Annotated in this window: 15 protein-coding genes, 4 tRNA genes and 1 rRNA gene; 18 read left to right on the top strand and 2 right to left on the bottom strand. The window is 46.3% G+C overall.

The genetic code is table 11. The annotated features are described in order from the left end of the window. Positions 1-83: ribosomal RNA gene (rrf, locus tag ACIGBN_RS16200) — 5S ribosomal RNA — on the top strand; the annotation flags it as partial. A gap of 803 nt (positions 84-886) precedes the next feature. Here the strand turns inward: rrf and ACIGBN_RS16195 are convergent. Next, positions 887-1,045: a YqaE/Pmp3 family membrane protein gene (locus ACIGBN_RS16195; protein WP_133004520.1), complete on the bottom strand. Its 159-nt coding sequence runs from the start codon at positions 1,043-1,045 to the stop codon at positions 887-889. Between the two features lie 401 nt (positions 1,046-1,446). Between ACIGBN_RS16195 and ACIGBN_RS16190 the strand changes: the two genes are divergently transcribed. Next, complete coding sequence (locus ACIGBN_RS16190) at positions 1,447-3,126, top strand: glucan biosynthesis protein (RefSeq protein ID WP_396666556.1); 1,680 nt, start codon at positions 1,447-1,449, stop codon at positions 3,124-3,126. Positions 3,127-3,163: 37 nt separating this feature from the next. On the opposite strand, the gene ACIGBN_RS16185 is transcribed toward ACIGBN_RS16190, so the two are convergent. Next, positions 3,164-3,634, bottom strand: coding sequence for a GNAT family N-acetyltransferase (locus ACIGBN_RS16185; RefSeq protein WP_396666554.1), 471 nt, complete (start codon positions 3,632-3,634; stop codon positions 3,164-3,166). 107 nt (positions 3,635-3,741) lie between these two features. On the opposite strand from ACIGBN_RS16185, the gene ACIGBN_RS16180 reads away from it, so the two are divergent. The 16 genes from ACIGBN_RS16180 (at position 3,742) to rpoB (ending at position 16,359) form a co-directional block, all read left to right on the top strand. After that, positions 3,742-4,923, top strand: a complete 1,182-nt coding sequence (locus ACIGBN_RS16180) for an alpha/beta hydrolase (RefSeq protein ID WP_396666552.1) — start codon at positions 3,742-3,744, stop codon at positions 4,921-4,923. Between the two features lie 29 nt (positions 4,924-4,952). Continuing rightward, positions 4,953-5,861 (top strand): phytanoyl-CoA dioxygenase family protein, encoded by a 909-nt coding sequence (locus tag ACIGBN_RS16175; RefSeq protein ID WP_341565345.1) that lies wholly within the window; start codon positions 4,953-4,955, stop codon positions 5,859-5,861. A 4-nt stretch (positions 5,862-5,865) separates the two neighbouring features. Beyond that, positions 5,866-6,819, top strand: a complete 954-nt coding sequence (locus ACIGBN_RS16170; protein ID WP_396666550.1) for a biotin--[acetyl-CoA-carboxylase] ligase — start codon at positions 5,866-5,868, stop codon at positions 6,817-6,819. After that, positions 6,803-7,537, top strand: a complete 735-nt coding sequence (locus ACIGBN_RS16165; protein ID WP_396666548.1) for a type III pantothenate kinase — start codon at positions 6,803-6,805, stop codon at positions 7,535-7,537. The genes ACIGBN_RS16170 and ACIGBN_RS16165 overlap by 17 nt, the downstream gene beginning before the upstream one ends. Beyond that, positions 7,534-8,241, top strand: a complete 708-nt coding sequence (locus ACIGBN_RS16160; RefSeq protein WP_133004513.1) for an SPOR domain-containing protein — start codon at positions 7,534-7,536, stop codon at positions 8,239-8,241. The genes ACIGBN_RS16165 and ACIGBN_RS16160 overlap by 4 nt, the downstream gene beginning before the upstream one ends. Positions 8,242-8,315: 74 nt before the next feature. Continuing rightward, a tRNA-Tyr gene (locus ACIGBN_RS16155) sits at positions 8,316-8,399 on the top strand. 3 nt (positions 8,400-8,402) lie between these two features. Next, positions 8,403-8,477, top strand: a tRNA-Gly gene (locus tag ACIGBN_RS16150). Position 8,478: 1 nt separating this feature from the next. Beyond that, positions 8,479-8,554: transfer RNA gene (locus ACIGBN_RS16145), tRNA-Thr, on the top strand. 115 nt (positions 8,555-8,669) lie between these two features. Continuing rightward, positions 8,670-8,745, top strand: a tRNA-Trp gene (locus ACIGBN_RS16140). 41 nt (positions 8,746-8,786) lie between these two features. Further along, positions 8,787-9,155, top strand: a complete 369-nt coding sequence (gene secE, locus ACIGBN_RS16135) for a preprotein translocase subunit SecE (protein WP_115898940.1) — start codon at positions 8,787-8,789, stop codon at positions 9,153-9,155. A gap of 9 nt (positions 9,156-9,164) precedes the next feature. Next, complete coding sequence (nusG, locus tag ACIGBN_RS16130; RefSeq protein WP_133004512.1) at positions 9,165-9,698, top strand: transcription termination/antitermination protein NusG; 534 nt, start codon at positions 9,165-9,167, stop codon at positions 9,696-9,698. Between the two features lie 49 nt (positions 9,699-9,747). Further along, entirely contained in the window at positions 9,748-10,182 is a 435-nt protein-coding gene (rplK, locus tag ACIGBN_RS16125; protein ID WP_133004511.1) for a 50S ribosomal protein L11, read from the top strand. Continuing rightward, on the top strand, positions 10,182-10,883 hold the full coding sequence (gene rplA / locus ACIGBN_RS16120; RefSeq protein ID WP_133004510.1) for a 50S ribosomal protein L1: 702 nt from the start codon (positions 10,182-10,184) through the stop codon (positions 10,881-10,883). The genes rplK and rplA overlap by 1 nt, the downstream gene beginning before the upstream one ends. Positions 10,884-11,113: 230 nt before the next feature. After that, on the top strand, positions 11,114-11,614 hold the full coding sequence (rplJ, locus tag ACIGBN_RS16115) for a 50S ribosomal protein L10 (protein WP_133004509.1): 501 nt from the start codon (positions 11,114-11,116) through the stop codon (positions 11,612-11,614). An 83-nt stretch (positions 11,615-11,697) separates the two neighbouring features. After that, positions 11,698-12,069, top strand: a complete 372-nt coding sequence (gene rplL, locus ACIGBN_RS16110; protein ID WP_133004508.1) for a 50S ribosomal protein L7/L12 — start codon at positions 11,698-11,700, stop codon at positions 12,067-12,069. Positions 12,070-12,258: 189 nt separating this feature from the next. Continuing rightward, positions 12,259-16,359: a DNA-directed RNA polymerase subunit beta gene (rpoB, locus tag ACIGBN_RS16105; RefSeq protein ID WP_133004507.1), complete on the top strand. Its 4,101-nt coding sequence runs from the start codon at positions 12,259-12,261 to the stop codon at positions 16,357-16,359. Positions 16,360-16,418 lie beyond the last annotated feature (59 nt).

Genomic DNA, 16,418 nt, shown 5'->3' with positions numbered 1-16,418 from the left:
TCCCATCCCGAACTCAGAAGTGAAAAGCGTCATCGCCGATGGTAGTGTGGGGGATCCCATGTGAGAGTAGGTCGTCGTCAAGCTTATAATTAAGAGAAGCCCCATCCTGCTACGCAGGGTGGGGTTTTTTCGTTCCACTGCATAATAACCTCACACCCGTGTGGGGCTCTTATGAAGGAACGCATGTGAGAGCGGATTATCGTCAAGCTTATAATTAAGAAAGCCCTGATAGCTAACGCTGTCAGGGTTTTTTTTATGCCTGAAATTAAGTTAACCCCCTACGAAAAGTCATTTCTTGTTCTTCCATTTGCTTGCGCCATCACTTTCTAAAGAGCCAAGCTCGACGCGTCAGCGGCTCTCTAAAGATACGGTAAAACAAGAACCTCTCACACTGATTGCACATACCGTCCGTAGGGTCAGACTCCTTAAAAAGTAGCACAGCGTTCAACCAGCCACATCACTCGATGTTTAAGGGCTCTGACCCTAGTCGCAACCGTTGGACTCTCTGCTTCAGTAAAACGGCCGTTTCTTGTTCTTCCATTTGCTTGCGCCTGTCTCGCAAGCTCGACGCGTCAGCACAGATGAAAAACAAGAACCTCTACACTGATTGCGCAGGGTCAGACCCCTTAAAAAGTCGCACAGCGTTCAACCAACCACATCACTTGATGTTTAAGGGCTCTGACCCTAGTCGCAACCGTTGGGCTCTCTGCTTCAGTAGAACGGCCGTTTCTTGCTCTTCTGTTTAAAGGGATCTGACCCCTTTTAGCTACGAGAACCTCTCACACTGCCCCTAGTCGTAACCAGCAAACTAGCTGGGCTTTGAAATAGTCCTCCCCCTGCCAAGGGGGAGTTAGAGGGGGTTGTTTCTTGTTCTTTCGCTTACTTATCAACGCTTTCCGATAATGTATATCGCGTGAATAATTCCTGGAATATAGCCTAGTAACGTCAATAAGATATTGAGCCAAAATGCCCCACCGATACCTACTTGTAAAAATACACCTAAAGGTGGCAGTAGAATGGCGAAGACGATTCTAATCAGATCCATGTTGCTACTCCTTCAATTATGCAATTAGTCGTTTGTTATACTAACGTTAAAAATACTTAGAGTTCAAACTAATGATGGCAAGCTGTCAGTCTTCCATCGAGTTAATAGCTAACTTCATCTTTATCCACAATGCTTTGTAGCCTAGTGGCTTGTTAATAACTTTGCTAGTTATGCACTGATATTGTTTGTTTTAGATTGCTGCATTACGGTTGATTTAAACCATTATAAAGACGGGAATGAGGTGTGTAATAAAGTGGTTATCTCGTGACTTTCTTATGCGAACGTAAGGTTTTATTTCGTATTATCACAATTAATGTATTAAATATTTACCATACCCGAACACACGCCCAGTAGGGAATTCGCTACTATAGGCGTTAATGTTAAATGGATAGAGTCAGCTTATGAATCTTCATTGTTTTTCAGAGCCTGTGAAGGGTTCTCACTTGGTCGGGACACAATCCCGAAAAACGAAAACTGCGAATCGCCTGCAGCGTTTAGCCAGTCGTTCGTTATTGACTGTTGGTGTGTTGTTCAGTGTGACGGCTTGTGCCGCGCAGCCTTCTGAGCCAGCGGAGCCAAAAGCCGGCGAAGCGTTTAACTATGCTTGGTTGAAAGGCTATGCGAGACAGTTAGCAACTCAACCTTATCAAAGTCATAAAGGTGAGTTGCCTAAAAGCCTAAAAAGTTTGGATTGGGATGACTATCAACAGATTCATTTCAATAAAGAAAAAGCGTTGTGGACGAAAGATGACACAGAGTTTCGCACTGAATTGTTTCATCTCGGCCTAGGTTTTGACACGCCAATCCATATGAATGAACTTGAAAATGGAAAGTCGACGCCTATTCCTTATTCGTCCTCTATGTTTGAGTATGGTCAGTCTAAAGTGAATGGTAAAAAGCTGCCTAAAGACCTTGGTTTCGCGGGTTTTAGAATGCAGTTTGCGACGGACTGGCAGCGTGACGTGGTTGCCTTTTTGGGGGCGAGCTATTTCCGTGCGGTAGGCAGTGAGATGCAGTATGGCCTTTCTGCGCGTGGATTAGCCGTTGATACTGCGCTTCCTCACCCTGAAGAATTCCCAACCTTTACCAATTTCTGGCTAGAGAAACCAAAGCCTGGTTCCGATGTGGTGACTGTTTATGCACTAATGGACTCGCCTAGTGTGTCAGGGGCTTATCGTTTTGATATGTCGCCAGGCGAACCGTTTAAAATGAAAGTTGATGCGGCTATTTACCCTAGAAAAGCGATTGAGCGCTTAGGTGTCGCGCCAATGACCAGTATGTTTATGATAGGTGAAAATGACCGTCGAACAGGCTATGACTGGCGTCCAGAGATTCATGATTCCGATGGTCTGGCCATGCAGACGGGTAACGGTGAGTGGATTTGGCGTCCTTTGGGCAACCCTAAGAACTTAAGGTTTAATGCTTACAGTGATGAGAATCCTAAAGGGTTTGGTTTGTTGCAGCGTGACCGAAACTTTGACCATTATCAAGACGATGGGGTTTTCTATGAGAAGCGCCCAAGCTTGTGGATTGAGCCTATTGGCAAATGGGGTAAGGGTTCTGTTCAGTTGGTAGAAATTCCGACCTTGGATGAAACGTTTGATAATATTGTGGCCTTCTGGAATCCGGCGAAACCGATTAAGCCAGGTCAAGAATTGCTGTATAGCTACAATATGTATTGGGGAAGTCACCCGCCGGTTCACTCACCCCGTGCTCGAGTCGTGGATACGTTCACTGGTATTGGTGGTGTGATTGGTAAAAAACGTCATTATTACAGTAAGCGTTTTGTGGTTGATTTTGCCGGCGGATCTTTGGCTATGTTAGGCAAAGACACAAAAGTAAAAGCGATAATTACGACATCGAAAGGTAAGGTGGAAATCGAATCTGCTCGTCCCTTGCATTCTATTGATGGTTACCGTGTGATGTTTGATTTGGTACCGCCTGATGCGACGTCGAATCCGATTAACATGCGAGTGTACTTGGAAGCGAATGGGCAGCCTTTATCGGAAACGTGGCAGTATCAATGGAATCCGCCAGCAGCGAAAGACAGAGCCTTGCATAATGCCGGTCATTTGAAATAACAGTGAGAGACAATTCTTTTATTGTAAGAGCGTCAGTTTAACCACTGACGCTTTTTTTTGTTTTGGGGTTGGGAGCATTGAGGCAGTAGAGCATTGGTGTGAGTTGCCGGCCTTGTGCAGTGTAGGCGGTGAATCTCTGTTGCAGTTCCAGGGGGAGTTGCTCTGCTGTGATCACGCTAAAGCCATTATTCTGATAGAAAGTCGCCAGGTGAGAAAAAGCAAAGCAGTAACAAGGTTTTTCAATTAAGGCGTCGTGTATGCCGCTCAGTAAATGGCTTCCGATTCCTTTTCCTCGCAGCGCCGGCTTGGTTACCATGGCGGTTAATAACTGATAATTTGGAAACTGTTTAAGGCGCACCGCTGCAATAATGGCTGCTTGTTCTTTTAGGACCCAAATTGGATCGGCTTTGTTGGGTTTTCCGCTCGGATAATACTGTTGGTAAAACTTCTTTACGAGTAAGAACCAAAGAGCGGGAACGCGTTCTACGGTCAGTGCTTGAGTCTGCATCGAAGGGTTTTTTATTCAGGCTAGAGAAGAAAGAATAATAGCATAGAGTTTTCTCTCTGGGACTTTGGTAGGATCATAGTATTTAACGACTTTAATAAGGATGAATCATGCGACAACAAATTGTATTTTGGTGTCTGTGTGTGATGATGTTTCCCGTATGGGCCGCAGATGGCAAGGATGTTTTTTTATCAAAATCTGGTGAAGACTTTTCGACCTATGAATCACGCGCTAGACTATTTTTGAGCGCTCATAAAGAATGGATTAACCCTCAAAACTCGGCCAATGAGCTCGCTGCCGTGATGCCGTTTGAGCTACGGCCCGATCCTCAACAGTGTGGCACCTATTCGACAATAGGTGTGTTGCTGTCTCATGGCCTTTCTGATTCTCCTTTTTCTATGCGCGACGCTGCGCTTGCTTTGCAAAAAGCCTGTTACCAAGTACGGGTTATTTTATTGCCAGGACATGGCACGCGCTCTGCGGATTTACTTCAAGTAAATGAAGATGATTGGCGCACAGCCTTTCGGGATGCGGCAGACACCTTTCAAAAAGAAGTGGATGTATTCTATGTTGGCGGGTTTTCGACTGGCGGTGCTCTGGCGGCAGAATACGCTTGGCTGCATCCAGATGCGGTTTCCGGTGTGTTGCTGTTTTCGCCTTTATTTAAAATCAACAGCGGCATTGATTGGTTCTCACCCTTGCTTTCTTACTTTAAAGATTGGTTAGATAATTACCCAACGGATGATTTTGCCAAATACGCTTCTATTCCTGTGCCTGCCATTGCTTCCGCGTACCGTTTAGCGAAAGAAGCACGTAATACTTTGCAAGATAACCCACAACCCATTCCTGTGTTTATGGCGCTGTCTGAAGATGATCAAACAGTGGACGCATCGGTGAGTGAGTCTGTGTTCCATGAGGCCATGATTAGCCCAAAAAGTCAGATGTTGCTCTATAGCCGACTGCAAAGTAATGCCAATACAGATCGAGTGAGGATCTATAATACGAATTGGCCAGAGCAACGTATTCTGGGGTTGTCTCATATGTCGATTCACGGTGATCCCAATAATCCCTACTACGGGGCAAACGGCTCCTACCGGATTTGTGGTTGGTATCTTGATGAGCCGGTAAAATATCAGGCGTGTCGTAGTGATACGAATAATTGGTTTGGTGAAAAGTCAGCGGCGTTGTCGGAAAAAAGTGACCATGCCGGACGTATCTCATGGAATCCTCTTTTTGAGTCCTTGATGAAGCAGGTGTCTAACTTTATTCAGGCGACGGCTTATTTAGAGTAGAAAGATCAGACAAATAAGAGGCGATACCTATGGGGGCAAATAATCCACTCGATTTAGACGTGCTGACCTTGAGCCAAGAGCAAGTAGAGGATTATCACGAAAACGGCTTTCTAGTGATCGAGTCAGCGGTCTCTGGGGTTGTCTGTGAGGCGCTAAAAAAGAGAATGTCGCAGTTGATGACGGAATTTGACCCGAATTCTGTACGTTCTATTTTTACTACGAATGAACAAACTCGGCATACTGATCAGTACTTTATGGCGTCGGCAAACAAAATTTCCTACTTCTTTGAAGAAGACGCATTTGATGCCCTGGGCGAACTTAAACAAGCACTGCCACTATCGATTAACAAGGTAGGGCATGGGCTGCATACGCAGGATGATCTGTTCAAAGCCTTCTCCTTATCTTCCGTCTGGAAAGGGTTGCTTGAACAGTTGGGCATGGTAGAGCCGAGAGCGGCGCAATCTATGTATATCTTTAAGCAGCCAGGCATTGGTGGAGAAGTTAATTGTCATCAAGACAGTACCTTTCTCTATACTACGCCTATGAGTGTGGTGGGATTGTGGTTTGCTCTTGAGGATGCAACGCTTGAAAATGGGTGTTTGTGGGGGATTCCTGGTGGGCACAGACAAGGCCTGTTAACGCGTTTTGAGCGTGTTTCTCCTGCCGCTACAGAGACCACAATGGTGACGCTGAAAGAGCACATTTGGCAGCCTGATGAATTGGTTGCCATGCCGGTGCCAAAAGGGTCATTGGTTATTTTAAATGGTGAGTTTCCTCACCTTAGTTACGCAAACCGCTCGGATACATCTCGTCATGCTTATGCGCTTCATGCGGTAGATCAGCAGTGCGATTATCCCGCAGAAAATTGGTTGCAGCTTGAAAAAGGGCAAGAGTTTGCTGCGTTTTTCAGCGCCGATGCCAGTACGATTGGAGTATAAATAAATGCAAAGAGTATTATCTCTTTTAAGTGACAGTAAGTTTCATTCTGGTGAAGAGCTTGGTGAAGCTATTGGTGTGACGCGAGCCGCGGTGTGGAAAAAATTAAAAAAATTAGAAAGTATTGGGGTGACAGTACACTCTGTGAAAGGTCGCGGCTACCGGCTGCCAGAACCATTAGAGCTGCTATCAGAAGCTGCGTTAGAAGCGGCAGGGATAAATACGGATGTGGTACGCAAGATTCTGTTTGAAACAGAGTCGACCAACAGTGACGTGAAGCAACATATTACCGAAGGTGGGGCATTACCTGTTCTAGTGACCGCTGAGCGACAACTTAACGGCAGAGGGCGTCGTGGTCGCCAATGGGCATCCGGCGTTGCTAAGAACGTTACAATGTCGTTTGCTTGGCGTTTTGAAGGCGGCCCTAGTGTTGTGGAAGGGTTGAGTCTTGCAGTGGGTGTCGCAGTAGCGCGAACCATTAAAAAACTTGGCATCCCGAACCCTGGCTTAAAATGGCCAAATGATGTGCAAATTGATGGTCAAAAAGTGTGTGGCATTCTACTGGAAATGGTCGTTGATGAAGATGTTTGCAATGTCATTATTGGTATTGGCCTAAATGTAGAAATGACGCAAGAAGTGATGGTTGATGTTGATCAGCCATGGACGGATCTGGCATCTCGCCTGGGTCGTACGCCAAGTCGTAACCAAATTCTTGCAGACCTAACCAATGAGTTGGTCGCTGTGTGTGAGTGTTTTGAAGAAGGTCATGGCATGAAGCATTATCAGGCCGTTTGGCAGGCTCACGATGTCCTATTTAATCAGCCAATTACGGTCAGTTCTATTTCCCAACAGAGAATGGGTATTGCTCGTGGTATCGATGAAAGCGGTGCGCTGTTGGTAGAAGAAGATGGGGTGTTGGTCGCATTGCATGGGGGAGAGGTGAGTGTCCGTCGTCGCTAAAGTATTGATCGTTGATGTGGGTAATACCAGTATCAAATACACGGCGTTTGATGCTGATAACATTCTTTGGCAAGTGCGTGATGAGGATATTGCCAAGCAAACAGGCTTTGTACCTGACGCGGTTTATTTTGCCAGCGTGCGCTCGTCAGAAGACGGTGAAGCGTTACAACAGCAACTGAAGGCGTCTTACCCTAATGCTCATTGGGTTGAGCTTAGTAGCGTCGCTGAAGCTTGTGGTGTGCGTAATGCCTATCAAGAGCCGCATCGGTTGGGTGTAGACCGTTGGTTAACTGTGATAGCGAGTTACCATTTGTTTGGTGGTGATGTGGTTGTGGTGGACGCTGGTACCGCGATAAAAGTCGATATGGTAAACAAAGCCGGGCAACATTTAGGTGGTTACATTACGCCTGGGTTAGCAATGATGGAGGCGTCGTTATTGTCTAAAACGGCGCGTATCCGCTATACGCCAGAGGAAAAAGTCATGACAGACGGCTTACCGAATTCTACCGCTAGAGCGGTTGCACAAGGGTGTCATGAAATGGCTCTGGGCTTTCTTGAGCGTATCTACAAAGACTATCAACACTTTACTTGGGTGGTAACGGGGGGCGATGCTAAATCGCTCTTCGATGCGCTGGGTATTGATGCCAGCCAAGAGCAACACCTGGTGGCAAAGGGAGCAAAATTCGTGGGCGATGATTGTTTGAGGGCGCAAATGTGAAGTGGCTTTTTTATCTATTTGTGTTGGCGAACGCGGCTTTTCTGAGTTGGAATAGCTTTGTTCAGGATAACGCTGCACAGCCCAAACAAGCGGTGTACGCGCCGCCGGTGAGTGAAAGCATTCGTTTGTTGTCTGAGCCGCCTAGCGAGGAGGACAAGGTCAAAGAGAAAACGCAAACCGAACAAATGGAAGAGGCGCTTAATCAAGCGGTTGCAGCCTCCACTGTGGCCCAAGGTGCTACTGATGGCGTCTTCTGTCCGCGTATTGAAACCGAGAAAAGTGGCGATGAAGCGCAAATAGTCAAAACGTTAAAAGCGTTCGGCTGGGCCTACAAAGAAGGGGAGACGCTAGGCAAGCGTCCTAAATTCTGGCTGTACATTGATGCGCCTGCAACCAAGCAGCGCGCCACCGAAATAGTGAAAGATTTGGCAAGCAAATCCATCGATAGTTTTATTATTACTCGAGAAGAGATGAAAAATCGTATTTCTTTAGGTTTGTATTCCGAAAAAGGTCGGGCGGAACAGGCGCGAGAAAGGATACAAACCTTGTCGGGTTATACGGTGAATGTCTACGATCATATGCGTACCGTTTCCTTGCATCAGATCACCATTGAGCAGTCTATCAATGAAGAAGACTGGAATGCTTTTCTAGCTCAGTTCGATTTAACCAAGATGATGATAAAGTTAGAAAAAAATCCTTGTTAGTGCTTGCAATTAGAAACGTGATTCATATAATGGCTCCCACCTTTTGGGGTGTTACGCAAGTAGCGATGAGTCGTGGAGGGGTTCCCGAGTGGCCAAAGGGAGCAGATTGTAAATCTGCCACGAAAGTTTCGGTGGTTCGAATCCACCTCCCTCCACCATTTGCGGGTATGGTATAGTGGCTATTACCTCAGCCTTCCAAGCTGAAGAGGCGGGTTCGATTCCCGCTACCCGCTCCAAGCTCATGTAGCTCAGTTGGTAGAGCACACCCTTGGTAAGGGTGAGGTCGGCAGTTCAAATCTGCTCATGAGCTCCAGCATTTTCAATGCAAAGATAGGTGGTTGATCCGCCTTTTTTATTGTCTGTTTTTTGGGCGAATACCCTTGCTAGTTTTTGCAAAGACGGGTATCATCCTCCGCCCATACGATTGTAGGCCAATAGTTCAATTGGTAGAGCACCGGTTTCCAAAACCGGCTGTTGGGGGTTCGAGTCCCTCTTGGCCTGCCATTTTTCGTATCCTATTTCTTAGTTAGGGATTACCTGAAAGTATGAGATCGAGTACTGAAGCTCAAGCGTCTCGCGGAGACGTATTTAAGTGGGCGATTGTTATTTTACTGGTTGCGGTTGGCGTTGTCGGTAATAACTATTTTTCTGCTGAGTCACTATTGTATCGCTTGATCGCTATTCTGGTTTTGGCTGGTGTTGCTGGTTTTGTTGCGTTGCAGACTGCGAAAGGTAAAGCGTTCTTTACATTGGCTAAAGAAGCGAAAACCGAAATTCGTAGGGTTGTATGGCCAACAAGGCAGGAAACAGTACAGACTACCTTAATCGTGTTAGCGGTTGTTATTTTTATGTCTCTCGTACTATGGGGGGTAGATTCGCTCCTTGGTTGGATCGTTTCTTCGGTAATAGGTTAGGAGTTGCTCGTGACGAAACGATGGTATGTAGTACAAGCGTACTCAGGGTACGAAAAGCACGTGATGCGCTCGTTGAACGAACGTGTGCAGATCATGGGGCAAGAAGATAATTTTGGTGACATCTTGGTTCCAACCGAAGAAGTGGTTGAAATTCGAGATGGTAAAAAGCGCAAGAGTGAGAGAAAATTCTATCCAGGCTATGTGTTAGTCCAAATGGATATGAATGATGACTCTTGGCACTTGGTTAAGGGCACGTCGCGTGTATTAGGCTTTATTGGCGGTACAGCGGACAAACCTTCTCCAATCACAGAACGCGAAGCGAATGCTATTCTGCAACGCGTAAATGATGGCGTTGACAAGCCTCGTCCTAAGACTTTGTTTGAAGTTGGGGAAGTGGTTCGTGTTAACGAAGGTCCATTTGCAGACTTTAACGGTGTCGTTGAAGAAGTGGACTACGATAAAAGCCGAATCAAGGTGGCTGTGCTTATTTTTGGGCGCTCTACACCAGTTGATTTGGAATTTAGTCAGGTTGAAAAAGCCTGATTTTGTTGAACGGGTAGCCTTCGGGCAGTGACCCATCTGGAGTTATACAATGGCTAAGAAAGTCCAAGCTTATATCAAGCTTCAAGTTAAAGCGGGTCAAGCGAACCCAAGTCCACCAGTTGGTCCAGCACTTGGTCAACACGGTGTGAACATCATGGAATTCTGTAAAGCGTTTAATGCCAAAACACAAGGCGTTGAACCTGGTCTTCCAACACCAGTTATCATCACTGTATACAGTGACCGTAGCTTCACATTTGAAACAAAATCTACTCCAGCTTCTGTTCTTCTTAAGAAAGCAGCAGGCCTTAAGAGTGGTTCACCACGTCCAAACACTCAAAAAGTAGGTACGGTTACTCGTGCTCAACTTGAAGAGATTGTTGTTGCTAAGCAGGCTGATTTGACTGCAGCAGATATGGATGCAGCGGTTCGTACAATCGCTGGTAGCGCTCGCGCTATGGGTCTAGACGTTGAAGGTGTGATCTAATGGCTAAGCTAACTAAACGCGCTCGTTTGATCGCAGAAAAAGTAGAAGCAACTAAGTTGTACTCTGTTGAAGAGGCTGTTGCTCTTTTGTCTGAGCTTTCTACTGTTAAGTTCAAAGAATCTATCGACGTATCTGTAAACCTAGGCGTTGACCCACGTAAATCTGATCAGGTTGTTCGTGGTTCTACTGTATTGCCTCACGGTACAGGTAAAGATGTTCGTGTTGCTGTATTTGCTCAAGGCGCTAACGCCGAAGCAGCAACAGCAGCAGGCGCTGACGTTGTAGGTTTTGAAGACTTAGCTGAACAAGTTAAAGCCGGCAACCTAGATTTTGACGTTGTAATTGCTTCTCCAGACGCAATGCGCATCGTTGGTCAACTTGGTCAGATCTTAGGCCCACGTGGTCTAATGCCTAACCCTAAAGTTGGCACAGTAACACCAGACGTTGCAACTGCAGTTAAGAATGCAAAAGCAGGTCAGGCTCGTTACCGTACAGATAAAAACGGCATCATTCACGCTGGCATCGGTTCTATCGACTTTGCTGCTGAATCTGTCCGAGGCAACTTGGAAGCGCTACTTACCGACCTACGTCGTGCTAAGCCTGCGTCTTCTAAAGGTGTTTTCATGAAAAAAGTAGTCTTGTCTTCTACAATGGGACCTGGCTTACAAATTGATTTAGGTGCTCTTACTTCTACGAAGTAAGCATTTAAGTCATGCGCTTTGGGGTCTGCCTTCATTAATATGTTGTGCAGGCCGTCAAAGACCGCAGGAACCTTAGGGTTTAATAACAACGTTAAAAAATGTTTGTCCTGCGCAGATGGTGTGGCCCGATTCAGATTTACTGGATCTAACTCACCAGCAAGTACTTCGAGCAATCGAAGAGTTGGTAAAAAATAGGGGAGTTATCTCCCTGCTAATCCAGGAGAAAACCAGTGGCATTAGGTCTAGAAGACAAAAAAGCCATTGTCGCCGAAGTTAGCGAAGCTGCTAAAACTGCATTGTCTGCAGTAGTTGCTGATTCTCGCGGTGTTACCGTGAGCAATATGACAGCACTACGTAAAGAAGCGCGTGAAGCAGGTGTTTATGTACGTGTAGTACGTAACACTTTGGCTCGCCGTGCAGTTGAAGGCACTGACTTCGAATGTCTAGCTGAGAGCTTTGTTGGTCCTACGTTGATCGCTTTCTCTAACGAACACCCAGGTGCGGCTGCTCGTTTGTTGAAAACGTTCGCGAAAGCGAATGACAAGTTTGAAGTAAAGGCGTTGGCGTTCAACGGTGAGTTGATCCCAGCTGGCGACATTGATCGATTGGCAACACTGCCTACTTACGACGAAGCTATTGCGAAACTGATGAGTGTTATTCAGGGCGCAACAAGCAAGTTTGTACGTACTCTTGCAGCGGTTCGCGATCAAAAAGAGCAAGAAGCAGCGTAATACGGTTTACCGTAACCCTTCTTGATAAATATTTTGTTTTATCGCCTACGGGTGATTTTAAAAGAATGCTAGGAATCTGAGTCATGGCTCTAACTAAAGAAGATATCATCAATGCAGTAGCAGAAATGTCTGTGATGGACGTTGTTGAACTAATTTCAGCAATGGAAGAAAAATTCGGCGTATCTGCAGCTGCTGCTGTAGCTGCTGGCCCAGCTGCTGATGCTGGCGCTGCTGCTGAAGCACAAACTGAATTTGACGTTATCCTTACCGCTGCTGGCGATAAGAAAGTTAACGTAATCAAAGCAGTTCGTGCAGCAACTGGTCTTGGCTTGAAAGAAGCTAAAGCTGTTGTTGACGGCGCTCCTGCTGCTGTTAAAGAAGGCGTTTCTAAAGAAGATGCTGACGCACTTAAAGCGGCTCTTGAAGAAGCTGGTGCATCTGTCGAAATCAAGTAATGATACTTGTATTTCCAGATTTCGACCTATAAGTCGAAATGGCTGGTGACATTTTGTCACCGGCCTTTTTGGGTTTCTAGAAACTCAAATAAAACATAAAAGAATTTTCAAGTGGGAGATAACGCTCCCATATATGGTAAGGCCTGATTTGGGCCTTTTGCGTCAATGTGCACAAGCTGGGGAATGCTGATGGCTTACTCATATACTGAGAAAAAACGTATCCGTAAGGATTTCGGTAAACTGCCGCCCGTTTTGGATGTGCCATACTTGCTGGCAATACAGCTTGAGTCCTACCGTAATTTTCTGCAAGAAGGCAAAAGCCTTGCAGAGCGTGGGGAATTAGGTCTGCATGGGGCCTTTAAATCTGTCTTTCCAATGGTCAGCTTTTCCGGCAATGCGGCGCTAGAATACGTCGATTACCGTTTAGGCAAACCTGTGTTTGATGTGAAAGAGTGTCAGTTGCGTGGTATTACTTACGCGGCACCTCTACGCGTTCGAGTTCGACTCATCATCTACGATAAAGAGTCCTCTAACAAGGCCATCAAAGACATCCGCGAGCAAGAAGTCTACATGGGTGAAATTCCACTCATGACAGAAAATGGTACGTTTGTAATTAACGGTACAGAGCGTGTTATCGTTTCTCAATTACACCGTTCACCTGGTGTGTTTTTTGATCACGACCGTGGTAAAACTCACTCATCAGGCAAACTACTACATTCTGCTCGTGTAATTCCTTATCGTGGTTCTTGGTTGGACTTCGAGTTTGATCCAAAAGACTGCGTATTCGTTCGTATTGACCGTCGTCGTAAGCTACCAGTAACTATCTTACTGCGTGCTTTAGGTTATGGAACGGAACAAATTCTTGAAACTTTCTTCGAAACAACTCGCTTCTTCTTAACCCGTGACGGTTTTGAAATGGAGTTGGTGGCGAATCGTCTTCGTGGCGAAACGGCATTGTTTGATATCGCTGATGCTAACGGCGAAATCATTGTTGAAGAAAGTCGTCGTATTACGGCTAAGCACATTCGCGTTATGGAGAAAGCGGGTCTTGAGCGCTTATCTGTTCCGCTAGAGTACATGCTTGGTAAAGTAACGGCGAAAAACTTGGTTCACCCTGCTACGGGTGAATTGATTGCAGAAGCAAACACAGAGCTTTCTGTAGAATTGCTAGAAGTACTAGTGTCTGCAGGTATCTCAGAAATCGATACCTTGTACACAAATGACTTGGACAACGGTCCATTCATTTCTGACACGCTTCGTATTGATCCAACAAACAACCAGCTGGAAGCATTGGTAGAAATCTACCGTATGATGCGTCCTGGCGAGCCACCAACCAAAGAATCAGCAGAAGGCTTGTTCCAAGGTTTGTTCTTCTCTGAAGACCGCTATGACTTGTCTGGCGTTGGTCGTATGAAATTCAACCGCCGTCTAGGCCGTGACGAAGACACTGGTCTTGGTATTTTGGATAACGACGATATCGTCGCTGTTCTTAAGACCTTGCTAGATATCCGTAACGGTAATGGCATGGTTGATGACATCGATCACTTGGGTAACCGTCGTGTTCGTTCTGTTGGTGAAATGGCTGAAAACCAATTCCGTGTTGGTTTGGTTCGTGTTGAGCGTGCTGTTAAAGAGCGTCTGTCTATGGCAGAAGCAGATGGCCTTATGCCACAAGATCTTTTGAATGCGAAGCCTGTGGCTGCTGCAATCAAAGAATTCTTTGGTTCGAGCCAGCTGTCTCAATTTATGGACCAGAACAACCCGCTTTCGGAAGTCACTCACAAGCGTCGTGTTTCTGCATTAGGGCCTGGTGGTCTTACTCGTGAACGCGCAGGCTTTGAAGTACGTGACGTACACGCCACTCACTATGGTCGTGTTTGTCCTATCGAAACGCCGGAAGGACCAAACATCGGTTTGATCAACTCGTTGTCTACTTACGCGCGCACCAACAGCTACGGCTTTTTGGAAACGCCTTACCGTAAGATTGTAGACGGCAAGATGACCGATGAAACAGTCTATGTTTCTGCGATCGATGAAGCGAAATATGTTATTGCCCAAGCGTCTGCGAATGTAGATGAAGAAGGGCGTTTGGTTGATGAGTTGGTTCAGGTGCGTCATATGCACGAAACCACTTTGATTCCAAAAGAGAAAGTAAACTTGATGGATGTTTCTCCTCGTCAGGTCGTTTCTGTGGCGGCGTCATTGATTCCGTTCCTTGAGCACGATGATGCCAACCGTGCCTTGATGGGATCGAACATGCAACGTCAAGCCGTACCAACGCTTAAGGCTGATAAGCCTGTTGTTGGTACTGGTATGGAGAAGAACGTAGCAAAAGACTCAGGTGTTTGTATTGTTGCTCGCCGTGGCGGTGAGATTGAGTCTGTTGATGCAAGCCGCATCGTTGTTCGCGTGAACTCTGAAGAAACGCTAGCGGGTGAAGCCGGTGTTGATATCTACAACCTAACGAAATACGTTCGTTCTAACCAAAATACCTGTATTAACCAGCGTACTTTGGTCATGAAGGGTGAGAAAGTAGCGTCTGGCGATATCATGGCCGACGGTCCTTCTGTTGATATGGGTGATTTGGCTCTAGGCCAAAACATGCGTATTGCTTTCATGCCTTGGAACGGTTTCAACTTCGAGGACTCGATCCTTGTTTCTGAGCGTGTTGTAGAAGAAGATCGTTTTACATCAATCCACATTCAAGAGCTAACGTGTGTTGCTCGTGATACTAAGCTTGGGCCTGAAGAAATCACTTCTGACATCCCGAACGTGGGTGAAGGCGCACTTTCTAAGCTGGATCAATCCGGTATCGTTTACATCGGTGCGGAAGTTGAGCCTGGCGATATTCTTGTTGGTAAAGTGACACCTAAAGGTGAAACACAGCTGACGCCTGAAGAGAAGCTTTTGCGAGCTATCTTTGGTGAGAAAGCGTCTGACGTGAAAGACACGTCTCAGCGAGTTAAAACAGGTACACGCGGTACAGTTATCGATGTGCAAGTCTTTACTCGTGACGGTATTGAAAAAGATGAACGTGCTAAGTCCATCGAAAAATCGCAACTTGATCAAGTTCGTAAAGACTTGAATGAAGAGTTCCGCATTGTTGAAAAAGCTACGTTTGAGCGTCTTGCTGAAACCTTGGTTGGTCAACCTGCAGAAGGCGGTCCAGGATTGGCGCGTAATGCGATCATTACTGAAGAGTACTTGGCAAATCTTGATCACCCTGAGTGGTTTAAGATTCGCATCGCGAACGAAGAAGCGACTGAGCAGCTTGAAAAAGCGCAAGTGGCTTTGGTTGAGCGCCGCAAAGAACTTGATGCCAAATTCGAAGATAAGAAACGTAAGCTACAAACAGGTGATGATCTAGCACCTGGCGTTCTTAAAATCGTTAAGGTCTATGTTGCCATTAAACGTCGTATCCAGCCTGGTGATAAAATGGCCGGTCGTCACGGTAACAAGGGTGTAATCTCTAAGATCATGCCAGTTGAAGACATGCCGTACGATGAGAACGGTGATCCAGTAGACATCGTGTTGAACCCGCTTGGTGTTCCATCGCGTATGAACGTTGGTCAGGTTTTGGAAACTCACTTAGGTGCTGCTTCTAAAGGCTTGGGTCGTAAGATCAACGAAATGTTGGCAGTAGAGCGTGAAAAAGCAGAAGCGGTTGCTGAGCTACGTAGTTTCCTTGATGAAATCTACAATGGCTATGAAGGCGACTTGCGTTGTGCTCGTACGGAAGATCTAGATAGCTTCACAGACGAAGAAATTCTAACCTTGGCGCATAACCTGAAAGGTGGTGTTCCAATGGCGTCTGGTGCCTTTGATGGTGCGAAAGAAGCTGAAATCAAACGTATGTTGCGCTTGGCTGGCATTAACGAAAGTGGCCAGGTTAAGTTGTTCAACGGCCGTACTGGTGATGCTTTCGAGCGTCCTGTGACGGTTGGTTACATGTACATGCTTAAGTTGAACCACTTGGTTGACGATAAGATGCACGCACGTTCTACCGGTTCTTACAGCTTGGTTACTCAGCAGCCGCTGGGTGGTAAAGCTCAGTTCGGTGGTCAGCGTTTCGGGGAGATGGAAGTATGGGCACTAGAAGCATACGGTGCCGCTTACACGCTTCAAGAAATGCTAACTGTTAAGTCGGATGACGTGAATGGCCGTACGAAGATGTATAAAAACATCGTCGATGGCGACCATCGCATGGAACCTGGCATGCCTGAGTCCTTCAACGTGTTGGTGAAAGAGATTCGTTCTCTTGGTATCGATATCGAGCTGGAAACCGAATAAGCACGAATCACATTTGACCTGCTGGGGGGCAAGACTCCCCGGCCTTACGAGTGGGGCGA

Origin of the sequence: Marinomonas sp. NPDC078689, from assembly GCF_044542435.1 — a bacterium.
Lineage (GTDB): Bacteria > Pseudomonadota > Gammaproteobacteria > Pseudomonadales > Marinomonadaceae > Marinomonas > Marinomonas arenicola.
This window is presented reverse-complemented; position numbering and strand designations above follow the sequence as displayed.